18 protein-coding genes, 1 tRNA gene and 1 rRNA gene are annotated in these 23552 nt (G+C 34.3%); 5 read left to right on the plus strand and 15 right to left on the minus strand.

From position 1 onward, the window contains the following. Positions 1-49 precede the first annotated feature (49 nt). From ABD816_RS06540 to porU, 5 genes are all read right to left on the minus strand, one after another. Positions 50-1666: a pyruvate dehydrogenase complex dihydrolipoamide acetyltransferase gene (locus ABD816_RS06540; protein WP_344925753.1), complete on the minus strand. Its 1617-nt coding sequence runs from the start codon at positions 1664-1666 to the stop codon at positions 50-52. A gap of 3 nt (positions 1667-1669) precedes the next feature. Continuing rightward, positions 1670-2671: a pyruvate dehydrogenase (acetyl-transferring) E1 component subunit alpha gene (pdhA, locus tag ABD816_RS06545; protein WP_344925755.1), complete on the minus strand. Its 1002-nt coding sequence runs from the start codon at positions 2669-2671 to the stop codon at positions 1670-1672. A gap of 159 nt (positions 2672-2830) precedes the next feature. Next, positions 2831-3313: a cytidine deaminase gene (locus tag ABD816_RS06550; RefSeq protein WP_344925757.1), complete on the minus strand. Its 483-nt coding sequence runs from the start codon at positions 3311-3313 to the stop codon at positions 2831-2833. A 279-nt stretch (positions 3314-3592) separates the two neighbouring features. Next, positions 3593-4765, minus strand: a complete 1173-nt coding sequence (gene porV / locus ABD816_RS06555) for a type IX secretion system outer membrane channel protein PorV (RefSeq protein ID WP_344925758.1) — start codon at positions 4763-4765, stop codon at positions 3593-3595. 39 nt (positions 4766-4804) lie between these two features. Then, the gene (porU, locus tag ABD816_RS06560; protein ID WP_344925759.1) at positions 4805-8644 is read right to left on the minus strand and encodes a type IX secretion system sortase PorU; all 3840 of its coding nucleotides are present in this window, start codon (positions 8642-8644) and stop codon (positions 4805-4807) included. Between the two features lie 213 nt (positions 8645-8857). Between porU and gldJ the strand changes: the two genes are divergently transcribed. The 4 genes from gldJ (at position 8858) to ABD816_RS06580 (ending at position 13296) form a co-directional block, all read left to right on the plus strand. Beyond that, entirely contained in the window at positions 8858-10534 is a 1677-nt protein-coding gene (gene gldJ / locus ABD816_RS06565; protein WP_344925760.1) for a gliding motility lipoprotein GldJ, read from the plus strand. A 72-nt stretch (positions 10535-10606) separates the two neighbouring features. Beyond that, positions 10607-11884 carry a UDP-N-acetylmuramoyl-tripeptide--D-alanyl-D-alanine ligase gene (locus tag ABD816_RS06570; protein WP_344925761.1) on the plus strand — a complete coding sequence of 426 codons (1278 nt, stop codon included), beginning with the start codon at positions 10607-10609 and terminating at the stop codon, positions 11882-11884. A 739-nt stretch (positions 11885-12623) separates the two neighbouring features. Continuing rightward, positions 12624-12860 carry a hypothetical protein gene (locus tag ABD816_RS06575; RefSeq protein ID WP_344925763.1) on the plus strand — a complete coding sequence of 79 codons (237 nt, stop codon included), beginning with the start codon at positions 12624-12626 and terminating at the stop codon, positions 12858-12860. Next, positions 12847-13296, plus strand: coding sequence for a hypothetical protein (locus ABD816_RS06580; RefSeq protein ID WP_344925765.1), 450 nt, complete (start codon positions 12847-12849; stop codon positions 13294-13296). Before ABD816_RS06575 ends, ABD816_RS06580 begins: the two co-directional genes overlap by 14 nt. A gap of 114 nt (positions 13297-13410) precedes the next feature. Here ABD816_RS06580 and ABD816_RS06585 read toward each other — a convergent pair. The 7 genes from ABD816_RS06585 to ABD816_RS06615 form a co-directional block, all read right to left on the minus strand. Further along, positions 13411-13485, minus strand: a tRNA-Val gene (locus ABD816_RS06585). An 84-nt stretch (positions 13486-13569) separates the two neighbouring features. Beyond that, entirely contained in the window at positions 13570-14787 is a 1218-nt protein-coding gene (locus ABD816_RS06590) for a bifunctional folylpolyglutamate synthase/dihydrofolate synthase (protein WP_344925767.1), read from the minus strand. Between the two features lie 4 nt (positions 14788-14791). Then, positions 14792-15694 (minus strand): energy transducer TonB, encoded by a 903-nt coding sequence (locus ABD816_RS06595; RefSeq protein ID WP_344925769.1) that lies wholly within the window; start codon positions 15692-15694, stop codon positions 14792-14794. Positions 15695-15697: 3 nt separating this feature from the next. Further along, on the minus strand, positions 15698-16090 hold the full coding sequence (locus tag ABD816_RS06600) for an ExbD/TolR family protein (protein ID WP_344925771.1): 393 nt from the start codon (positions 16088-16090) through the stop codon (positions 15698-15700). A 1-nt stretch (position 16091) separates the two neighbouring features. Next, entirely contained in the window at positions 16092-16793 is a 702-nt protein-coding gene (locus ABD816_RS06605) for a MotA/TolQ/ExbB proton channel family protein (protein WP_344925773.1), read from the minus strand. A gap of 74 nt (positions 16794-16867) precedes the next feature. Further along, a complete protein-coding gene (gene nhaB / locus ABD816_RS06610; RefSeq protein ID WP_344925775.1) occupies positions 16868-18406 on the minus strand; it encodes a sodium/proton antiporter NhaB in 1539 nt (512 codons plus the stop codon). 32 nt (positions 18407-18438) lie between these two features. Continuing rightward, on the minus strand, positions 18439-19665 hold the full coding sequence (locus ABD816_RS06615; protein ID WP_344925777.1) for a Glu/Leu/Phe/Val dehydrogenase dimerization domain-containing protein: 1227 nt from the start codon (positions 19663-19665) through the stop codon (positions 18439-18441). 436 nt (positions 19666-20101) lie between these two features. On the opposite strand from ABD816_RS06615, the gene ABD816_RS06620 reads away from it, so the two are divergent. Beyond that, entirely contained in the window at positions 20102-21244 is a 1143-nt protein-coding gene (locus ABD816_RS06620; protein WP_344925778.1) for an acyl-CoA dehydrogenase, read from the plus strand. Between the two features lie 166 nt (positions 21245-21410). On the opposite strand, the gene ABD816_RS06625 is transcribed toward ABD816_RS06620, so the two are convergent. The 3 genes from ABD816_RS06625 to rrf all read right to left on the minus strand — a co-directional run bounded on the left by ABD816_RS06625 (position 21411) and on the right by rrf (position 23532). Further along, positions 21411-22487, minus strand: a complete 1077-nt coding sequence (locus ABD816_RS06625; protein WP_344925779.1) for an adenylate/guanylate cyclase domain-containing protein — start codon at positions 22485-22487, stop codon at positions 21411-21413. Between the two features lie 196 nt (positions 22488-22683). Then, positions 22684-23181: a TlpA family protein disulfide reductase gene (locus ABD816_RS06630; RefSeq protein ID WP_344925781.1), complete on the minus strand. Its 498-nt coding sequence runs from the start codon at positions 23179-23181 to the stop codon at positions 22684-22686. Between the two features lie 243 nt (positions 23182-23424). Beyond that, positions 23425-23532: ribosomal RNA gene (gene rrf / locus ABD816_RS06635) — 5S ribosomal RNA — on the minus strand. Positions 23533-23552 lie beyond the last annotated feature (20 nt).

Consider the following 23552-nt stretch of genomic DNA (forward strand, 5'->3'; position numbering starts at 1 on the left):
TTATAAAGCTTTTCAATATTCATTTGTAAAATAAATGAATACTTCCAGCTTATGCCAGCATAGTCACTGGATTCTCAAGATATTGTTTTAATGTCTGTAAGAACTGTGCTCCTGTGGCACCATCAACTGTCCTGTGATCACAAGCAAGTGTTACTTTCATAGTATTTCCTACCACTACCTGACCATCTTTAACCACTGGTTTTTCTACAATTGCACCGACAGATAGAATAGCAGAATTAGGTTGATTAATAATTGATGTAAATTCTTGTATACCAAACATACCAAGGTTAGATACAGTAAAAGTACTACCACTCATTTCTTGCGGAGTTAATTTTTTATTTCTTGCTTTACCGGCAAGATCCCTTACATTAGCTCCTATTTGCGTAAGTGACATCTGATCTGTAAAAGGTAATACTGGTACTACCAAACCATCAGGAACCGCAACAGCTACCCCAATAGCAATGTGCTTAGCATACTTCATTGCAGTATCAGTCCATTGTGTATTCACTTGTGGATGTTTACGTAGTGCCATTGCGCATGCTTTTACTACCATATCATTAAATGAAACTTTAGTATCTGGTATTGCATTAATAGTTTTACGAGATGCCATAGCATCACCCATATTAACCTCTATGGTCAAATAATAATGTGGTGCACTAAATTTTGATCCTGAAAGACTTTTAGCAATCGCTTTACGCATTTGCGAATTTTTCACCTCTTCAAAACTTTCTTCTCCAGCAGGAGTATACACCTGTACTGAAGGCGCAGTATTCTCAGTTTTTGCTAGAGTTGGCTTACTCGCAGCAGCCGGTGTAAATGATTCTATATCCTTTTTAGTAATACGTCCATTCTCACCTGTACCTTTAACCTGTGATAAATCTATCCCTTTATCTGCAGCAATTTTTTTAGCAAGTGGTGAAGCAAATATTCTGCCTCCTGATGCATTCTGATTTGAAGATTCCTTAGATGTCTCAGGTGCAGATTCTTTTGAATTTGTTTCTTTTTTAACCTCAGTAGTTGATGCAGCTTTTGGAACACCACCTTCTTTAATACCAGAAACATCTGTTCCTGCAGGACCTATGATAGCTAATAATTGATCAACAGGTGCAGTTTGTCCTTCTTCAATACCAATATGCAACAATGTACCTGTGTAGAAAGATTCAAACTCCATTGTTGCTTTATCAGTTTCGATCTCTGCAAGGATATCTCCTTCTTCTACAGCGTCACCTACTTTTTTAAGCCAGGTAGCTACCGTACCTTCTTCCATAGTATCACTAAGACGAGGCATGGTAATCACAGTAACTCCTTCTGGTATTTCTGCTTGGGTACTCGTAGAGGAATCCTCCGTTGCTTTTTCTAATTTCTCTTCTTTTGGAGCCTCTGTTTTTGAAGCTTCACTACCATTTAATAATCCCGAAATATCTTCTCCTTCTTCTCCAATAATAGCAAGAAGCTGATCTACAGGAGCAGTTTCTCCTTCTTCAATCCCAATGTGAAGTAACACTCCATCATAAAAAGACTCAAACTCCATGGTTGCTTTATCAGTTTCGATCTCTGCAAGAATGTCTCCTTCACTAATCGTATCTCCTTTTTTAACAAGCCACTTCGCGACAACGCCTTCTTCCATGGTGTCGCTCAATCGCGGCATATTAATTACTGTTGCCATAATCTATTGTGGTTTATGTGATAAAAATGGATAGTCCTCTTGTTCATATACAACGTCATACATCAAATTCTTTTCCGGAAACGGAGAATCTTCAGCGAATTTCTGACATTCTGAAACTTTATCTTTTACTCTTTTATCTATAACTGCTATTTCTTCATCCGTAGCATACTTCTTATCTTTGATCACATCAAGAACTTGTGTAATAGGATCAATTTTTTGATATTCTGCTACCTCATCTTTAGTACGATACTTTTGAGCATCACTCATAGAATGTCCTCTATATCGATAGGTCTTTAATTCTAAAAAGGTGGGACCTCCACCTGTACGTGCTCTATTAATTGCTACATCAAAAGCCTCAGCGACTGCTATCGGATCCATTGCATTTACAGCAGAATTAGGCATTTTATAACCTTCTCCTAATAAATGGATATCAGTATGATTAGCAGTTCGCTCTACAGAAGTTCCCATCGCATATCCATTATTCTCTACACAGAAAACAACTGGTAAATTCCATAGCATTGCCAAGTTAAATGTTTCATGTAGAGATCCCTGACGTGTAGCTCCATCTCCCATAAAAGTTAATGTAACATTATCTCGTTTTGCATATTTATCTGCAAAAGCCAATCCTGCTCCTAGAGGAATCTGACCTCCTACAATACCATGACCTCCATAGAACCTGTGCTCTTTAGAAAAAATATGCATAGAACCTCCCATTCCCTGAGAAGTACCAGTACCCTTACCGTACAATTCTGCCATTACTCTTCTGGGATCAACTCCCATACCGATAGGTTGTACGTGATTACGGTATGCAGTAATCATTCGATCCTTAGTTAAATCCATCGCGTGTAACGCTCCGGCTAAAATAGCTTCCTGACCGTTATATAAATGTAAAAAACCTCTTACTTTTTGCTGGATATATACTTGTGCAAGTTTGTCTTCAAACTTTCTCCAGAAAAGCATATCCTCATACCACTTCAGGTAAACTTCTTTAGTAACTTTTTTCATCTAGAATTGTAATGATATTTCAAAATTAAGCCAGCTTTGTTGCCAACGCTTCTAAAAATTATAGAATTTTATTGTTAATTTCTCAATTAAGCGAAAAACAAAAATAATATATTCATTAGTAAAGAGAAAGGAGTTTAGTGATAAAAATTTACGAAAACGTTATAAATATGAATTATCAAAAATTAGCGGCAATAAATTGGCTAAAGAACAAGATTTCACCACTTTTCCTGTTTCTCCCATAAAAAAGATTTCAATAGGAGCCTTCTGCTTTATTTCATACTCCGCAATAGCTTGCCTGCAAGCACCACATGGAGGCGTAGGTGTTAACAAAGAATGTTTTAATGATTTTGCAGATAATGCCATTTTTAAAACTGGAACATTTGGAAAATTTGCTCCAGCATAGTAAATCGCTGTTCGTTCTGCACATAAACCAGAAGGATAACATGCATTTTCCTGATTATTACCAAGAATGATTTCTCCATTCTCTAGCAATATAGCAGCTCCCACAAGAAACTCTGAATAAGGTGCATATGCTTTATCTCTGATCTCAAAGGATTGTCGCATTAATTGCTGAATATCTTCTGGCAACTCTTCAAATGCATCATAAATCTGTAATGTTGATGTAATTTTTAATTCCTTCATTCTTTACTATAATTTAAAAAACCACCAAAAGCTATTTCCTGCCCTCTCCAAAACCTCTCAACCGTTTTTTTTCTTCTTATTCCTTAAAAAACCAAAACATTGCCTATTAAAATCAAAGTCTAGAAACAAGATACTGTTATTAACTTTTTAATTGTAAAATGTAGCAGCTAAGATTCTGTGATATTTATTCTAAAATTAATCCCAATGTAGCACAAACAAAAAAAGTATCAAACATTATCGCCTGATACTTTTTTCTGTATTTCATATCTTAATAAAACGCTATCTGTCGTAGTAGTCTTCACCAAAATTAAATGATAAACCAAAACGAAGTGTTCCTTCTAATGGACTTCTTACTGCAGAGGTAGAAAATAAGTAAGAAATATCTATATTAACAATGGTATACTTAAACCCAGCTCCAAGAGAAACAAACTTACGTGCTCCTTTTTCTTCACTCTCGTTGAAATATCCTGCTCTAAAAGCAAATACATCACGGTACATATACTCTGTTCCTAACGACCAGGTAAATTCCTGAAGCTCTTCACTAAAACCATCTGGCGCATCTCCCCAAGAAGAAAATATAGCCCCAAATGCACCAATGTTCTCATATTCCTCATTAGCATCGTTTTGTTCTTCAGCTGTAATATCACCATCTCCATTAACATCTGGATCTAACGGTGTTGGCACTAATAATTTTGCAAATTCTAAAGAAGGTGTTATTTTATTATACTCATCTAACATAAAATCAAAACCAACTCCTGCTCTAAAGATCGTAGGAATAAAACTCTCTTGCCCAGCATCATCATATTTCATTTTTGGTCCAATATTAGAGATATTAACCCCTGCTCTCCATCTTCCGTTAAAAGAATTATACGCAATTTCTTCACTTCTATAAAACGCAGCTACATCAACGCCAAAACTAGTACCAGCACTAGCGTCATTGTCTGCATTCTGTAATCGTAAATCAGAACGTAGATAGCGACCAGCAATACCCATAGAAAAAACAGGACTTAACTGTAATGCATATGACACATCAAACGTTAATTCATTTGGTTTCTGTATGTTTCCTTCATCATCCGCTCCTTGTCTAAATTCTATCTCACCAAGGCTAAAGTACCTAAAACTCGCAGCCACCGCACTTCTTTCATTAAAACGATTATAATAGTTAACATTTCCTAAAAAAATATCATTAACTAAGCTACTCAAGTATGGAGTATAATTCACTCCCACCCCTTGTTGCTTAGATGAAAACGCATATTTAGCCGGATTCCATTGCTGTGAAAATGCATCTGCTGATGTCGCCACCCCCTGATCACCTATACCCGCTGCTCTGGCATCTGCTGCAATTAATAAAAATGGTGTAGCTGTAGTTATAGCCCTGTTTTGTTCTTGTGCCTGTACCTTACCACTATAAAGTGACAAAAACACCGCCCCAAGCATGATGATCTTTCTCATATTGAAAATTGATTTAGACAAATATAAAGTTATTTAGTTTTACAATATTACAAGTTTTTCAAATTTTTCAACTCGCTCATTACTTAACGTTGATTTTACAGAAATCTTATATACATACACTCCTTTTCCTAATTTATCTCCAAAATCATCCTTTCCATCCCAGAGAATATCCTCCTTATACGCTGTTTTCCCCGAGAGCGTTTGGTTTTTTGTCCAAATCACTTTTCCTGATACAGTAAAAACTTGTACCTGCACCTCTAAAAGATCATTTGCTGAACTGGAGTGCTCGAACCAGAACTCCGTATGACTAACAAATGGATTAGGATAATTAAGCACATTGCTTAAACTAAAACCACCAGCTTCTGCAACTACAAACTGTATTTCCTGAGTAGCAGAATTATTATACACATCCCACCCTTTAAATAACAATGTATGTAATCCAGGTTCTAAATCTTTAAATTTAAAATTAACGACCCCTCTGGTAAAATCATCAATTTCTGTTTCATAAAAATCGTTTAAAATAAATGGATTTGATTCATCTCCATCTAATACTGCAGAGATATCATGACCAATTCCACTTGCTGTATTGATACCGTTCTCATCCTGTAATTTTGCGATCAAAATAGGAGAAGCATCAGTTACTCCGCCAGACACAAAACTTTCATCATTCATAAACAATTGTATCTCAGGACCAACAAGATCCTCTGGAGCATTTTCATTTAATCCTCCTACCAAAATTGTTTCATCTGCTCCTGTTTGATTTTCTAACACACCATTTCTAGATGCATAAAAACTAATCCGCCCGGTATCCACAGGAATACCAATATCTTTAGGCACTACAAATTCTAAATCAAAAACACCATTTGTCACTGATGCTTTACCTCTGAATATAGTTGCCCCCAAGGCTTCAAAATTAAGCCTAATAATATCACCTTCACTATTTACGGTACCATCATTAGCTAATGTCACCTTATCAATCTTCTTATCATAAATCGTAGTTTCCAAAACTCCATTGTAATCAGAGATCAGTGTCCCAGAAGCATTCACTACTTCACCTGCCATTGTAATCCTGCTTAATGCCTTTAATGTATCTAATGGCTGAGACAAAGGTTGATCATTAATTGCTGTGAGACGAATATTTGGCTCAGGAATCGCTAGCTTCATAGCCGGATCTCCAAAAAAGAAAACAACCCTCCTACTACTATCAGTATAAGAATTCTTCATCAACCTAACAGCATCTGCTACTGAAGGATACGTATCACCTTCAGGAAATAAAAACTCAGATAATCGATCATTGACCGTAATACCAACTCTTACAAAAATCTCTCTTGTTGTACTCACTAAACCTACTACCCCGCCCTCTGTATTCCAATACATTAACTCTCCAGCAGTTTCTCTGCAAGGGTTATCAAATTTAGTAAACTCGCAGGTCACAGTAATCATCACAGGTAACTTACTAGAATTTTCTAATTCTATGACATCCGATTTATTAAAGATAAATTCCTTTGCCAATCCATCTTCTCCTCCATGCCCAAAATAATTAACAAGGAGAGCTCCTGTTTCTATAGCGCTGGTAATAGCCTCATTCACTTCAGGATATCTATTTCCTGATGCTGAAGACTCCTGATCAAATGCATCTGCATAAATTTTATTGAGATTCACAAAAGGCTTTCTCTCATTAAGATCATTTCCTAATTCATCCAGAGTAAGCTGAATGGTTTCTTCCCAATCTTCATCTACATCATCTGCTATTAACAACACAGAGTTTCTCCACCTCCCAAAAGCCTGCTCATCATCATAATTTATAATTTTGGAAACCATTGCATCCGCCAATTGTGGTGTATCTGCTAAAACCCTTCCTACTGCAATATCCAGTTGATCACCAGCACCCATTAACCCTTCTTCAGCGTCCATAGCACCATAAAAATCATCGGTCGCAAAGGAACTCACTAGTGAGAAGCTATTTAAACTTTCAAAAACCGGTACAATATTGCTGTTTTCGCACCCACCCGTACTCACTCTATCCTTATAATCCACCGATCCATCTCCAAAAAGACATAGATACTTTAATCTTTTAGAAGGATCTGATGCATTGTCATATACATACTTTATCAAATTTCGGATAGCTACAATATCTTGTTTTCCACTGGAAAACTCATTATAAATTTGATCTAACGCTACCACCTTTACATTATAACTATTAACCTGCCTATGATGATCTGCCAACTTATTTGCTGCTTGAAACAATTCATTATTAGTTACAATTACATAATCAACATCTTCAAATTGCCCTTGAGAATTTAGAAAAATAGTCCCTTTGATATCTTGATTTTCTACTCTCGTAATAGCATCTGATGATGGTTCATAATAATCATCTGGCACTACGGCCACATATTTTCTTGACTCCCCTAAGATTGCTTTAAAAGTAATAGTAGCAGCATTATTACTCACAATTCTGGAAATCATTGAGGGATTAGTAATATCCCATACTTGAGAAATAGAAGCTGCATCAGAAATTGTATATCCACCTATGCCATCTAATATTGCAGCATCTTCATAAAAAAAAGAAATTTGATTACCTGTTCCTATCAACCTTCTTTTTGCCTTTACACTAACAAAATCTAAATATCCTTGAGCAGATGGATTACCATTATTATTATAGGTAAGCCCAACAACAATTTTACTAGAAGCAGAAGATATCTCTTCGGTAAAACTTCTCTCTGAGCCCAAAGTATTTCCTGCTATTGCAGAAAAACTTAATGTCCCTCTTTGTGATCCATTAAGCGCAATATTCATTGTAGAAACAGAACTAGATGTTGCTACAGCTACTACATTTAATTCTACAGGTTCAGTAGTAACTAAATTTGGGAAATCAAATTCATAACTTCGATCCGACTCGATATCAAAACGATCACCAAACCAACGCCTCCCTACATTTAACAAATTATATTCATCTACTTCATAAAATTGGTATTCTGTAAATGAATTTATCTGAGTAGATGCAGCGCCCGAAGGCTCTACATAACTTGATATTCTTCGACCATTTACTCCACCAGCCGTGATATAATAATAGGACTTGTCAGCATACAAATTAATATTTGTCATATTTTCGTCATTATACCCAAACCCTTCGGTTCCTTCTCCATAAAATAATATATGATCGTCCCCAGAAAAACTCCCATCTTCTCCACCTACAACAGTAATAGCATTTTCCCTAAGATCAAACTCTGTATTATCCTGATTGGTAAGTGGTAACATTTGTCCACCATTACCATAAATTTTAATAGTTGCAGGGTTCACCGAAGAAACATCCATCCCTAAACTATTCAAAAAAGAAGGTGTTATTTTAAAAACACCCGTTTTACTAACATAGAATCGATACCAATCTCCAGAAGACAATACAGAACTACTAATTGCTTGTTTTTGAACTATTGATTTTCTACTCACATTTTGATATTCTATATCAAATGACACAATCCTTCTGATGGTATTCCCGTTTTTTATAATAGGACTAAGACTAATAAAACCATATTTCTTTGTTCTGGATTGAGAAGATTTTATTTTATAATTTGTGTTTTCAGGAATTTGATCAATTCTCAAACTCTTTAATTGTGATCTGGAGACATTTTCATAAACGACATTGGTGATTTTTGCAGTAGATGGATTAATATCGCCTGATTCTTCCCATCGTTTGGTAAAAATGACGCCCAAATCCTCACGATATTCAAAATTTTCTTCATCAAAACCAGGAATTATTGCAGTAGTAGTAGTTGTATTAATTTGTATATCCTTCCAAGTAATGACAACGTTTTGCTTGGATTGTGCCGAAACCAGCTTCGAAATTAAAAGTAAAAATAAAATTATAATTTTCTTCATCATAGCATATAACGGGATTCACACACTTTTAGTACGCTGTTAATTTTAGTTTTTAGCACCTAATAATAATAAACACAAAAATAATACGTTAAACCAAAGTCAATCATAAAATCACTTTTTTTTTATGATTTGATATTATTTTAAAAATATTAGGGTAAATTTAACGTTAATTATTATATTGCGATCCCTAATATCTACTTTAACGAATTTAAGATTATGAAAAACGCGTTAGTTTATAAGTTGCTACTGGTTCTTACCATAAGTACTTTACTTTTTAGTTGTAACAAGACTGATTATGGCAGCAGCTCCAGAGCCACTGGTTGGAAGTATAATTCCAAAGATGGTGGATTTCAGGTAAACACAAATTACAAGGAACAAGAGACCGGACCAGGTTTAGCCTTTATAGAAGGAGGAACCTTCACTATGGGTCGTGTACAAGATGATGTAATGCATGATTGGAACAATACTCCTAATCAACAGCACGTTCAATCATTTTATATGGATGAAACCGAAGTTACCAATATTATGTATTTGGAATATTTAGATTGGTTAAAAAGAGTATATCCTCCTACCGAGCCAAAATACAAGAATATATATCATGGAGCACTTCCTGACACTTTGGTTTGGAGAAACAGATTAGGCTTCAATGAAATGATGACTAATAACTATTTACGTCACCCTGCATATATGCAGTATCCTGTAGTAGGTGTAAACTGGATTCAGGCAGTAGAATTTAGTAATTGGAGAACCAATCGTACTAATGAAAGAATATTAGAAGAAGAAAGGGTTATTAAAGAAAATGCTCCTTTTGAAGACGTTTCTGCAGAGAGCACATTTGATACTGAAACTTATTTAAATGCTCCTTCACAAACGTATGGAGGTAACGATGAAGCTACGAGAGGTGGTAGAGCATCTGAGCAATACGAAAAAAGAAATGATTCTACAGGTTTATACATCCAACGTAAAGATGGACTATTATTGCCAAAGTATAGGCTTCCAACTGAAGTAGAGTGGGAATATGCTGCGCTTGCACTTGTAGAACTAAGAAGTTACAATATCTATAGAGGAAGAAAAAAATATCCATGGGATGGTCAGTACACGCGTTCTGGAAAAAGAAGAACACGTGGTGATCAATTAGCAAATTTTAAGCAAAGTGATGGTGATTATGGTGGTATCGCTGGATGGAGTGATGATGGTGCAGATATCACTGCCCCTGTAGGAACTTACGAGGCTAATGATTATGGTTTATATGATATGGCTGGTAATGTTGCAGAATGGGTAGCTGATGTATACAGACCTATTGTTGATGATGAATACAACGATTTTAACTACTACAGAGGAAATGTATATACTAAAAATGCTATTAATCCTGACGGAACTGTAAAAATAGTAACTACAGATTCTATTATATACGATACGTTAAGTAATGGAAAAATTGTAGCAAGAGTATTACCAGGAGGGATTTTACAGACTCCTGTAGATGAAAATGAAACATATTTACGAACAAACTTTACTCAAAGTGATAATCGTAACTTTAGAGATGGTGATAAAAGTTCTTCCAGATATTATGAAGGTTTTCAGGATAGTAGTATTCCAAACAGAAGAATGTACAATTCTCCGGTTCATAGTGTAGAGCCAAACGAAGAAGACAGTACTAAGTTAGATAGACGTTACGATGAATCTAGTAAAAGAAGTACTATCGTAAGTGAAGAAGTAAGAGTTTATAAAGGAGGCTCTTGGAAAGATAGAGCATACTGGTTAGATCCTGCTCAAAGAAGATTTTTCCCTCAGGATATGTCAACAGATTACATAGGTTTTAGAAATGCAATGTCCAGAGTTGGAGAAAAAGCTAAAAACAAGAAAACACCAAAACATAATAAACCGACTAATTAATAAAGGTTTTCAAAATTCGTTATAAAAAAAGCCCTAGCAGAACTGTTAGGGCTTTTTAATACCTTATACTCGATGAAAATTAATCAGATATATCAATTGTTTTTGAAAAGTAGCGGAGTTTGTACAGATACCCGTAGCTTGAAAAAGGACAACTTATTCTTTGCCCTGAAAGGAACTAATTTCAATGGAAATGAATATGCTAGTCAAGCTTTAAAAAAAGGAGCTGCCTATGCGATAGTAGATGAAAAAAAATATGATGAATCAGAAAGGCATATCTTTGTGAACGATGCATTAAGCGCCCTGCAGGAATTAGCCTCCTATCACAGAAAACAATTAGGAATACCTATAGTTGCACTCACAGGCAGTAATGGAAAAACAACCACAAAAGAACTTATTAATTGCGTATTATCTACTAAATTTAACACAGTTGCCACAAAAGGAAATCTGAATAACCATATTGGTGTGCCACTAACATTACTATCCATGAGTGAACACACACAAATGGGGATTATAGAAATGGGTGCAAATCATATTAAAGAAATTGCCTTTTTATCTGATATAACTAATCCTGATTATGGGTATATTACCAACATAGGAAAAGCACATCTAGAAGGTTTTGGAGGAATAGAAGGAGTTTTAAAAGGAAAGACAGAGCTCTATGAACATTTAAGAAAGAATAATAACCTCATTTTTTTAAATGCTGAAGATCAAAAACTTTCTAAAGCAGCTGCAGCTATAAAAAAATATACATTTTCCCAAAAAGACGAAAGTGATGTTACTATAAAATTATTGAAATCGAATCCAATGGTATCTGTTTTATATAAAAATAAAATAATAGAAAGTAACTTAATTGGATCCTATAACTTCACAAATGTAGCTGCTGCAATCGCGATTGGTAATTACTTTAAAATCGAAGAAAAAAATATCAAAACAGCTATAGAGTCCTATATTCCAGAGAACAATCGTTCTCAGATTATCAACAAAAATCAATACACAATCATCTTAGATGCTTATAATGCCAATCCATCAAGCATAAGTGTGGCTTTAGATAATTTTGAACAACAACAATATGATTCTAAAACCGTTTTCTTAGGCGATATGTTTGAACTAGGCCACGAATCAGAAAAGGAACACCAGAAAATAGTAGACCAAGCTTTAAGCCTCTCTTTTGACACTATTTATTTAATCGGTCACAATTTCTACGCAACTAAATCCGACGACGCTCGTATTAAAAAATTCAATTCCTACGAAGGTTTAGCTAACCACTGGTCTCCACAGACAGAAAAACAAGCTATTTTCATAAAAGGATCCAGAGGCATGAAACTAGAACGCATTTTAGAATTGCTATAATATATAAATTTTTAAATCACAGGTTCCTGATTTTTAAAAACCAAAACAGCTAATACATTTAGTTGGGTTCATCTCTTAGTTTTAGCTCCTAATACAATAATAATTAGTTGTTAATACACATAAACCAGATTGAGTGCAACAACAGGTATATACTGTAAAAACATCATATATCTCAAAAATCCTAGTATAGTAAATACACTTCGTACCGCTTCTCTGTAGTAACATGAGATGTAATGTGTTATTACAGAAATTAAGCGCCTCAACCAAAGGATGCGAGGTGTCAAAAACAAGACCGCTGCGCTACAAGAATTAGGAAACAAGACTCCTTTATACTGATTCTATGCACTATACTCGAGGCTTAGTCTCGAGAAATTCTATTGATTAAACTGAACAAGAAAGATGTTCGAGCCTGCAATAATACTATCCGTAATTCTTATACTGATCATGCAATTCGTAATTTAGTTATCTAAATCTTAAACAATTCAATTACTGCCACCACTATGCAATTCTAGGTAAATCCAAAAAGTAACCTCGTAATTCCATATTCTACCTTAACTACAGATAACTTAAAAATCAAATCGAATATCGATCAATTTAGAGCGTTTCTATTTTTAGTATTTTATATATAAGAAACCATAGATATCTTAGCTAAGAATTAATAATCAAAACAAAAAAGATGAAAAATAATTTACCTCTTCTAATATTAGGACTTATAATAAACAGCTTTATAACGCTCTTCATGTTTAGTTCAGACAGATATAGTATTCTCGCCATACCTTCATTAATATCAGTTGCTATAAGCGTAATAGGATTTATTTTGATGTCTATTAATAAAATAAAAATTGGAGGTATTTTATATATTGTTGGTTGTATCCTTTTTGTTCCTATCGGACTAGTAGGTGTAGTAGGAGTCAAAAAAGCAATGAATGAAGTAAAAGAACAAAAATTTATAGAACAAGAATATGGAAGCAATTAGATCATTTGGACTTAGTAAAAAACTTCAAAACCAAGGGTACTTTTTAACAGGATTGATGTTGCTCCTATTTATAGCCGGACTTATTATCCTAAAAAAAGTAATCATACTATTTCTAGTATTGGCTGTACTAAAATTAACTATGGTTGCACTAAACAGTACTCATAAGATAATTAAGATTTTTCCGAAACATTTTGAAATAAAACTTGGTGTTGCCGGATCAGCAAAATTAATAAAGAATCAAAATTTTCAAATAATTAGAATTGAAAACAAAAAAATATTAATCGATTATATAGACAATACAGGTAAAAGACAAACGGTTAAAATGCTCAAAACAATACTTGAAGAAGAAGATTTAACCATTTTTATTAATTTTCTGGAATCAATCAAACAAGATCAAGAAAATGAAATACCCAACAATATATTGCAAAAAGCGTAATTCATTACACATCTGCATATATCTCATAGTATTCATAATGAATCATTCTTGAAAGTTGTGTTTAAACAGAAAAAAATAAAAAATCCTAAAGTTTAAAACTTTAGGATTTTTCTGTGGGCGCTAAGGGATTCGAACCCCTGACCCCTTGGGTGTAAACCAAGTGCTCTGAACCAACTGAGCTAAGCGCCCTACTATAACAATCAATCTTATTCCTGATTGCGGATGCAAATATAAGACAGTTTTACAGTCTACCAAAAGAATTTCAAAGAAAAATTAAATTATTTCTGCTACCACAAAAGTACTACCACCCACATAAATCACATCTTTATCAGTAGCACTCTGTAACGCAGCTTGATACGCCTTTTTAATTGAATTATAGCAATCTCCTTTTAGTCCAAAATTTAATGCTTCTTTATGTAAAATTTTTGGATCTAATCCTCGTTTATTATCAGGTTTAGAGAAATAATAGATTCCTTCAGAAGGAAATAATGGTAAAATAGTCTTCAAATCTTTATCATTGACAACCCCCAGAACAATATGTAATATTTCAAACTTCTCTTCTAAAAGTTGATTCATAACTTGTGTTAATCCATCCACATTATGTGCAGTATCACAAATTACTTTGGGATGTTGCTTTAGAATTTGCCACCTACCTAACAGTTTTGTATTGCTAACAACATTATTCAGCCCCTTTCTAACGGATTTTTCTTCAATTCTCCATCCATTTTTTTTCAAAACGCGGCAAGCAGTCATTACCGTTCTGATGTTTTCTTTTTGATACATTCCCTTTAGATCTGTACTATACAGCAAGCCATTAAATTCCTCCGCAAAAAACAAATCACTTTCTTTTTCATTCGCTTTTTCCTTAAAAACAACTTTGGTTTCAGGAGTTGTTCTTCCAATAACTACAGGAATATTTTGTTTAATAATACCTGCTTTTTCTGATGCTATTTGTGCCAAGGTAGTTCCTAAAAACTGAGTATGATCCATTCCAATATTAGTGATTATTGAAATTTCTGGAGTAATAATATTAGTAGAATCTAACCTTCCTCCTAGCCCTACTTCAATAATCGCAATGTCTACTTTTGATGCTACAAAATATTGAAATGCTAACCCTACCGTCATCTCAAAAAAAGATAGGCGAGATTTTTCAAAGAATTCTTTATGCTTTTTTATAAAATCAATGATATAGCCTTCCGGAATTTCTTGCCCATTGATACGGATACGTTCTCTAAAGTCTTTAAGATGTGGTGAAGTATATAGACCCACCACATATCCTGCCTCTTGAAATATTGAAGCTAACATATGACTTGTAGAACCTTTTCCATTAGTTCCAGCTACATGAATACTCCTAAAAGCCTTTTCTGGGTTCCCTAAGTAAGAAGCTAGATGAAATGTATTAGACAAGTCCGCTTTATATGCGCTTTTCCCCTCACGCTGATACATGGGTAATTGAGCAAACATCCAATCCAGCGTTTCCCTGTAATTCATGATTTTATTCTCCTAATCCAAATTTGATTTCTACAAATCCTATTTGTCTGGTAGGTGCCTTAGAATCTGGTTTCCATTTAAATGTCAGTGCCGTTTTCTTAGCCGGATCCAAAAGACAAGAAGCACTGTTTGTAGTACCTTTTACACCAGGAGTGGCTTGAATTACTTTCCCTTGTCTATCTACTACTATTTTTACCACTACAATCCCAGATTCATTACAATTTTGTTGTACACTGGAATTTGAAGGTCTTCCTCTTCCATTCAGCCCATAACCGATTCCATTTTTACCACCCGTACCTGGTTGCCCATAATAACTAGTAGCATAAGGATTTCCATTCGGATTTCCTTTATCTCCAGCTTGTGTGTCATCTCCTTCTCCTCCTTGTGTAGTACCATCACTCTTAGGACCATTAGAAAAACTATCTAGGATATCCAATGTAGATTTATCAGGTTTAGGATCAGGCTTTTTTTCTTCTACCTTTTCAACAGGTTTCTCTACTGGTTTTTCTACAGGCTTCTGCTCTTTTGGTTTATCTTTAGGCTTTTCCTTCGGTTTCTCTACCTCTTCCTTTGGCTTTTTTTTGGGTTTTTCTTCTATCGCTAGCGCATCTTGCATATCCTGAGTGATTACCTTATCAGTAATTTCAGGGTTTTCCAGTTCTGGTTCTGGTATATTTTCTTTTGGTTGTTCTGGGGTTGTTTCTTTTGGAGAGGATTGGATAGCTTCCTCAGGCTGTAAATCACCTGACCCAGTTATTGTTGTTCCAAAATTAACTGAAATCCCTCCTTCTTCCAGAGGATCGATCTGACTTAACCCAAGAAAAAACAATAGTAGTATAATCAACACATGTAATATTGTGGTGAGTATAAAAGATTTCTTTTTATGTTTTGTATCTAACTTTAGCATTCATTATTCGGGTTTTACTGCCAAAATGACCTTGAATTTATTTCTATTTGCGATATCCATAACACTGACCGCTTTCTCAATCGGCACTCCTTCTTCTGCTCTTAAAATAATCGTTGGTTCTTTCTGTCCAGCAAGTCTGGATTTTAAGGTTGACTCTAATGTACTCTGAGTTATACGCTCATCATCTATGTAATATTGTAACTTATTAGTAATGCTTACAGATATATTCTGAACACTTGAGCTTTTTCCCTTTGCTTTAGGTAAAATCAAATCAAGCGCCTCTGGAGTAATTGTAGGCGATGTCAATAAAAAAAACACTAACAATAAAAACACAATATCTGTCATTGAAGACATGCTAAACTCAGGACTTACCTTATTTCTTCCTCTTAAATTCATACTAAGCCGGTTCGTTTAACAGGTCAAGGAAATCCACAGCGGTAGCTTCCATTTGATGCACAACTTTATCCGTACGAACTACCAAATGATTATATCCAATATACGCGATAATTCCTACCACTAGCCCTGCAACAGTAGTAGTCATTGCCGTATAAATACCCTCTGCTAATGACCCCATATCTGCACTTCCTGAACTGGACGCTAAATTATGAAACGCTAAGATCATACCAATTACGGTACCTAAGAAACCAATCATAGGTGCAGCACCAGCAACCGTTGCCAAAACACTTACATTTTTCTCTAATTTATATACCTCTAATCTACCCGCATTCTCTATTGCCGTATTAATATCATCTAACTGGCTACCAATTCTAGAAATTCCTTTTTCTGTCAACCTTGATACTGGATTATTAGTCTGCGCACATAAAATTTTTGCAGCTTCTATTTTACCACTGGCTACGTGATCTCTAATTTGATCCATAAAGCTTTCATCGATCTTTGAAGCAGCTTTGATTGCAAAAATACGCTCAAAATAAATGTAGACTGCTACAAAAAGTAATACAAAAAGAATTGCGATAATAGAGACTCCAGCGGGTCCTCCACTTAATAACAAATCGATTATTGATAAAGCAGGCTCCTCTGTTTCTGGAGGAAGTTCTTTAGTGTTTTGAACAAAAGCACTAAGCAGTAATAAATGAGTCATAGATATTCTTATTATTTTCAGTATGTACTATACTAACGTTAATTATACAGGTTAAGTATGTTTCAGATGGGGCTTTATAAGATATAAATTATTCCTAATAAACCAATACCTCCTAACACTATTGTATACGGAAGTGCCATTTTTACCATTCTACCATAAGATAAATCAATCAACGGTGCTAATGATGATGTTAGCAAAAATAAAAATGCTGCCTGACCATTAGGTGTCGCAACACTTGGTAAGTTAGTCCCTGTATTGATTGCTATCGCCAGTTTTTCAAACTGATCTCTTGTTATTTCTCCTGCATCAAAAGCTTGCTTTACTTCTCCAATATACACGGTTGCAACAAAAACATTATCACTTATCATAGAAAGTATACCATTTGCCAGATAAAAGATAGATGGCTGTTGTGATGGATCAAATTGTAATGCCCAATGAATAATCGGGGAAAATAAATGTTGATCATGAATCATAGCTACAATTACAAAAAAGACTACTAAAAGCCCGGTAAATGGTAACGCTTCTTCAAATGCTGGTCCCAAATGATGTTCATCAGTAATTCCCATAAAAGCGGTTTGAATAATAATCAACCCTAATCCTACAAAACCCACCGGTGCAATATGAAGTGCCAACCCTATAATTAATAAAATAGCAGAAACCGCCTGTACTATTAATCCATAGGTAGCTTGTTTAGATCTCTTAGCATCTTCTTCCTCTGTATAACTTTCTATAATTCTTCTCGCTACTTCTGGTAATTTTGCTCCAAAACCAAATGTACCTGTCATTTCCAGAACAACAGTAGTTAACATCCCCGCAAATAACACAGGTATTGTAATAGGAGCCATTTTAATGAAAAATTGTATAAAATCCCATCCCATTCGCTCTCCAATAAGTAAATTCTGAGGTTCCCCTACTAACGTGCAAACACCACCCAAGGCAGTACCTACTACACCATGCATAATCAGACTTCTCAAAAAACTTCTAAACTGCTCTAAGGTCTCTCCACTTAGTTCTTTTCTATCAAGTGTACCATCCTTGTCATAATCTGATGAATCCATAGAATGAATTTTATGATATACACCATAAAAACCAACTGCTACACTTATTAGAACGGCAGTAACCGTTAGTGCATCTAAAAATGCAGACAGTAATGCAGATAGAAAGACAAATAATAGAGATAAAACTAATTTTGACTTTATTTTGGTAAAAACCTTACTAAAAATAAACATTAGCAATGGTTTCATAAAATAAATTCCTGCAACCATAAATACTAATAGTAATACAACCTCCAGATTCTGAGCCACCTCCACATACACTCCGCTGAGCTTTGCTTCTCCATTTGCGTCCAAGATCGGATTATGATTACTATCAAATGCGGGAGTAGGAAATGCGCTTGTGAGACCTAATGCTAATATTTGTATCGCTAATAACCCTCCAGATTGTAAAGGATAGCATTTTAATGCCATAGCTAATGTGAAAATAAATTCAGCAATAAAAATCCAGGCAGTGACCATAGGACCCAGAGCAAAATAAGAAAATACATTAAAAATTAGGAATCCGATCATTACGGATTTGAACCAAGTAGGACTATTGCCTAAAAAATATTTGAACATAATTGTTTTTTGGTTTTAGCTGATTTGTATAATTATACCAATTGTTTAAAAGCTATTTCAAACGCTGTTTTACTTATATTTGTCTTAGAATAATCTTTATTATGAATTTTTTCTAAAGCATTTTTAATGGTCTGTGAAGTATCTTTAAAAATAGCTTCATCCGTCATTTGCACCCTACGCTCCATAAAATAGGCAAATACTCTTGCCATACCACAATTAGAAATAAAATCCGGAATTAAACTCACTTTTGCATCTGTATATTCCATAATTGAACCAAAGAATATTTCCTTATCCGCAAAAGGCACATTAGCACCACAAGAAATTACCTCTAATCCTGAATTGATCATTTGGGTAATTTGATCTTTTGTAATTAATCGAGATGCTGCACAAGGTACAAATACTTCTGTTTGTAATGCCCATATTTTTTCATTCAGTTCTTCAAAAGGAATTAGTTCTTTACTAAATAATTTATTTCCTTTTTTAGAGAGATATAATTCTTTTATTTGTTCAAAAGAAAAGCCTTCTTCATTAATCAACCCACCTGCATGGTCAATAATACCCACAATTTTCACTCCCATTTCAGAAAGGTAATAAGCGGCAGCTGACCCTACGTTTCCGAATCCTTGCACTACTGCCCTTTTTCCTTTTATATGACCTCCATATAAATCATAATAGTGCCGTACTGCTTCCGCTACACCGTACCCCGTAATCATATCAGCAACTGTATATTTACTAGCTACATCAGGTGAAAACATTGTGTTTTCCAATACTTTAATCACTCCTTGACGCAATTGCCCAATCCTATTTATTTTATCTGCTTCCGATGGTTGAAAATGACCATTAAAAACCCCTTCTTGAGGATGCCAAACTCCGCAATCCTCGGTGATCGGTATCACTTCATGGATTTCATCTACATTAAGATCGCCTCCCGTTCCGTAATAACTTTTTAATAACGGAGAAACTGCTTTATACCAGCGTTCCAACACTCCTTTTTTTCTAGGATCCGAAGGGTCAAAATTAATACCCGATTTTGCCCCTCCTATTTCAGGTCCAGAAACTGTAAATTTAACTTCCATCGTTTTTGCCAACGATAAAACCTCATTCATATCCAAACCTTTTCTCATTCTGGTTCCTCCTCCAGCTGCACCACCCCTCAATGAATTGATTACAGTCCAGCCCTCAGCCTCAGTTTCAGAATCTCTCCAGTTAAAAACTATTTCGGGTGCTTTATCTTCGTATTTCTTTAATAATTCTTTCATTTTTAAAATTATATTTTATGTAAACAACAACTTATTATTAGGATCAAATCCCAATACTGATTTTATAATTAAAAATAGACCTCCATAAAGGAGTTAGTGCTGTCTCATTAAAATATCATTTTTAGTAAACTGAGTTTATATCAAAAAGTAACTTCACAAATATAAAAAACTAAATAGGGCTAGCCCTGAAATTAAAGAAATTTATGAGCTCAAATTTAATATATTCATTTTGGGCCTAACCGGAGAAAAACAAAAAATTAACATATTTAGATTATACGTTACAAAAATCAAAACATCAAAAAATTAAAAAAACATTAAAACTATATTTTTATAGCGTATATTTGTAAAATCATCAAAATTTAAGGTGATTTTACAATTTATTTTCATCAAAACATACAAAACGCGTGTTATGCACGCACAGTAAATAACAATTAATATGGACTTTACATTATCCGAAGAACAACTAATGATACGCGATGCTGCTCGCGATTTTGCCAAAGCAGAATTACTTCCTGGAGTAATAGAAAGAGATAACAAACAAGAATTCCCAAAAGAACAAGTAAAAAAAATGGGAGAACTTGGTTTTTTAGGAATGATGGCTTCTCCAGAATATGGTGGCGGAGGTATGGATACCTTATCTTATGTATTAGTGATGGAAGAATTATCTAAAATTGACGCCTCTTCCTCTGTCATTGTATCTGTAAACAACTCATTAGTATGCTGGGGTCTTGATACCTATGGTACCCCAGAACAAAAAGCTAAGTATCTTTCTAAACTTACTAATGGCGAATCTATTGGAGCTTTCTGTTTATCAGAACCAGAAGCGGGAAGTGATGCTACTTCACAAAAAACTACCGCAATAGACAAAGGGGATCATTATGTGATTAATGGCACTAAGAACTGGATCACTAATGGAGGTACAGCAGATTATTATCTGGTCATCGCTCAAACCGATAAAGAAAAAAAACACAGAGGAATTAATGCTTTTATCGTAGAAAAAGGCTGGGAAGGTTTCGAAATTGGTCCAAAAGAAGATAAATTGGGGATTAGAGGAAGTGACACTCATTCTCTTATTTTTAATGATGTCAAAGTACCTAAAGAAAACCGAATTGGCGAAGATGGTTTTGGCTTTAAATTTGCTATGAAAACTCTAGCAGGAGGTCGAATTGGAATAGCTGCTCAAGCATTGGGCATTGCTGCAGGAGCTTACGAACTAGCCAAAGATTACGCTAAAGTTCGAAAAGCATTTGGAACCGAAATTATGAATCATCAAGCGATTGCTTTTAAAATTGCTGATATGCACACTCAAATTGAAGCAGCAAGAATGTTAGTATATAAAGCCGCTATGGACAAAGATAATGACGAAAATTACGATTTATCTGGAGCAATGGCAAAATTATACGCATCACAAGTTGCCATGGAGGTTTCTGTAGAAGCTGTTCAAGTCCACGGAGGCAATGGTTTTGTGAAGGAATATCATGTAGAGCGATTGATGAGAGATGCTAAAATCACTCAGATTTATGAAGGAACCAGCGAAATACAGAAAATTGTAATTTCAAGAAGCGTTTTTAAAGATTAATTATTTTACAAAATAATTATATAATAAAGGAAAGACCCAAATCGCTATTTGCATTTGGGTCTTTTTAGATTCTGTTATTTCAAAATAGATATCTATCGCAATTAGAACATCAGATCCATATTTCTAGTGCTTAGTGTCTCTTTATTCCTTAACGCTTAATTATAATTTATTTTATCTTTATCTTTTTTATCGAATATAAAGTTACATCTTCTTCTTTACCTTTAAGGTTGATACTACCCATTGATTTTACCTCAAAACGAGATTTTAACTTTAAAGCGTGTAACAAACTTTCTGAAATAAGCAGTAACTCTCCATAGGTATTACATTTTTCCTGTATTCTGGCCGTTGTATTAATTACATCACCATGGAATGCTATTTCCTTTTTGACGGTTCCAACTTCAGTAGCAATAAGTTTACCACCATGCACACCTGCCTTAAATTTTGGCAATAAACCATATTTAGCTATGTAGCGCTTTTTATTTCGAATCAGCCTTTTTTCAAAAGCAAAAAATATTTTAATACATCTCAGGTTCTTAACACCGCTTTTATATGGCCAATGTAATACAGCCTCATCACCAACATATTGATAAACATCTGCATCATAAGCACCTAAAACTCTATTTAAATCAAAAAAACAGTCTTGAATTAATTCGCTGTATCTAAAATGTCCAAGTTTCTCAGCGATCGCAGTCGATGATTGTAAATCTAGAAACATAAAAATTCGTTGTTCTTCTCTTGGTTTTCTATAGGTTCCTAATAAAAGTTTTACAAAAACACCTCTGCCAAATTTTTCATTTGCAATCTTAATAAAAGAAAATATCAAAGAAGCTATGATAAAATATGTAACTATAATCCAAAAAATTTTACTAGAAAACCACCAATACCCTTCATGTAAATAATTTAATTCCAATTCTGTTTCCATAAGCTCAAAAACATGACTTGTAGACAAAATCAAAACAACCAGGTAAATAATAGATTTCTGAACAAGAACAACCCATAACGGTAATCTTTTAGAAAGATAATTATCAAATAAAAACTCAATAATAGTATAAAAAAATCCTATGATTGTACCATAAATAATTCCTATTTTTAGCCAATCCTGAATTTCTACAACAGAATTATCAAGACCCTCTTCATCACCAAGAGCATAGTATCGAATCACAATAAATAAGCATAATGCAATTGACCAAAATAAAATAGCATTACCCAAAAGTCTAAAAAATTGTTTCGTAGAATAACTCAATCTTTATAATTATAATTTACACACTGACACAAATAATCTATAATATTTTTTTAATTTTTAAATTCTTATAACTGATTCTTTTTATTGATAGATAATTTAAGTTTGCAAAAATAATAAATTACTGAAAATAATAAATTTAAAAAAAAGATGCGATAATTCATAATACATCAAACCATCTAAATCGTTATCTTTCTCTTTATTTTATAGAAAGCACACTATCAATTTGTGCAAATGAATACTTCTCCATCAACATACCTTTAGGAGAGATCAAAAATTTTGAAGGAATTCCCCGTACGCTATACATTCTGGCGATAGAAGATAACATAACGAATTTATTCTGATCTACAATTTGATTTTTCCAAGTAAACCCGTCTTTATCCGCAGCTTTTCTCCAAGATGTAGAATCCTTCTCTAAAGCTACAGTAACTATTGTCAATTTATCAGGATATTTTTGATGAAGTGCAACTAATTTTGGGTTTGCTTTGCGACATGGAGGACACCAGGATCCCCAAAAATCAAGTAATACATATTTCCCTTGTAAATCCGACAGTTGAAATGGTGTACCATCTATTAATTCTGCCTTAAAATTCGGAGCTTGCTCTCCTCTACTTACTTCATTGTAGCTTGTATACGCGTAAAAAAGACAAAAAACAATAATCATAGCTACCATAAAATATACCAACGTCTTCCTCATAATATTTCCTGATTTTTTGTGTCGTTTATCAAAGTAAAGCTTTTAGTCAGTAACCTGGGGTTATTTTATCAAAATTAATTTCCTGTTTTTGCTAACAAATTCATAATAAATGGAATATTCAGAGTGATTCTTCATTGATTAAGTTAGTTATTGAGTTTGATTCGTCATAAAAAAGTGAATAATTTTATTTTTTTAATTTTCGGATATAAAAAAACCCTTCATAATATTTTATGAAGGGTTTAAGGAAGGCGGCGACCTACTCTCCCACGATTGTAGTACCATTGGCGCTAACGGGCTTAACTTCTCTGTTCGGAATGGTAAGAGGTGAGCCCCGATGCTATAACCACCTTGAGTCTTTATTAGTAGTACGT

The organism is Aquimarina addita, assembly GCF_039539305.1.
Classification (GTDB): domain Bacteria; phylum Bacteroidota; class Bacteroidia; order Flavobacteriales; family Flavobacteriaceae; genus Aquimarina; species Aquimarina addita.

Bases quoted from the DNA above. Each gene is read 5' to 3' on its own strand.
- ABD816_RS06540 (WP_344925753.1), bottom strand. From the start codon at position 1,666: ATGGCAACAGTAATTAATATGCCGCGATTGAGCGACACCATGGAAGAA.
- pdhA (WP_344925755.1), bottom strand. From the start codon at position 2,671: ATGAAAAAAGTTACTAAAGAAGTTTACCTGAAGTGGTATGAGGATATG.
- ABD816_RS06550 (WP_344925757.1), bottom strand. From the start codon at position 3,313: ATGAAGGAATTAAAAATTACATCAACATTACAGATTTATGATGCATTT.
- porV (WP_344925758.1), bottom strand. From the start codon at position 4,765: ATGAGAAAGATCATCATGCTTGGGGCGGTGTTTTTGTCACTTTATAGT.
- porU (WP_344925759.1), bottom strand. From the start codon at position 8,644: ATGATGAAGAAAATTATAATTTTATTTTTACTTTTAATTTCGAAGCTG.
- gldJ (WP_344925760.1), top strand. From the start codon at position 8,858: ATGAAAAACGCGTTAGTTTATAAGTTGCTACTGGTTCTTACCATAAGT.
- ABD816_RS06570 (WP_344925761.1), top strand. From the start codon at position 10,607: ATGAAAATTAATCAGATATATCAATTGTTTTTGAAAAGTAGCGGAGTT.
- ABD816_RS06575 (WP_344925763.1), top strand. From the start codon at position 12,624: ATGTTTAGTTCAGACAGATATAGTATTCTCGCCATACCTTCATTAATA.
- ABD816_RS06580 (WP_344925765.1), top strand. From the start codon at position 12,847: ATGGAAGCAATTAGATCATTTGGACTTAGTAAAAAACTTCAAAACCAA.
- ABD816_RS06590 (WP_344925767.1), bottom strand. From the start codon at position 14,787: ATGAATTACAGGGAAACGCTGGATTGGATGTTTGCTCAATTACCCATG.
- ABD816_RS06595 (WP_344925769.1), bottom strand. From the start codon at position 15,694: ATGCTAAAGTTAGATACAAAACATAAAAAGAAATCTTTTATACTCACC.
- ABD816_RS06600 (WP_344925771.1), bottom strand. From the start codon at position 16,090: ATGAATTTAAGAGGAAGAAATAAGGTAAGTCCTGAGTTTAGCATGTCT.
- ABD816_RS06605 (WP_344925773.1), bottom strand. From the start codon at position 16,793: ATGACTCATTTATTACTGCTTAGTGCTTTTGTTCAAAACACTAAAGAA.
- nhaB (WP_344925775.1), bottom strand. From the start codon at position 18,406: ATGTTCAAATATTTTTTAGGCAATAGTCCTACTTGGTTCAAATCCGTA.
- ABD816_RS06615 (WP_344925777.1), bottom strand. From the start codon at position 19,665: ATGAAAGAATTATTAAAGAAATACGAAGATAAAGCACCCGAAATAGTT.
- ABD816_RS06620 (WP_344925778.1), top strand. From the start codon at position 20,102: ATGGACTTTACATTATCCGAAGAACAACTAATGATACGCGATGCTGCT.
- ABD816_RS06630 (WP_344925781.1), bottom strand. From the start codon at position 23,181: ATGAGGAAGACGTTGGTATATTTTATGGTAGCTATGATTATTGTTTTT.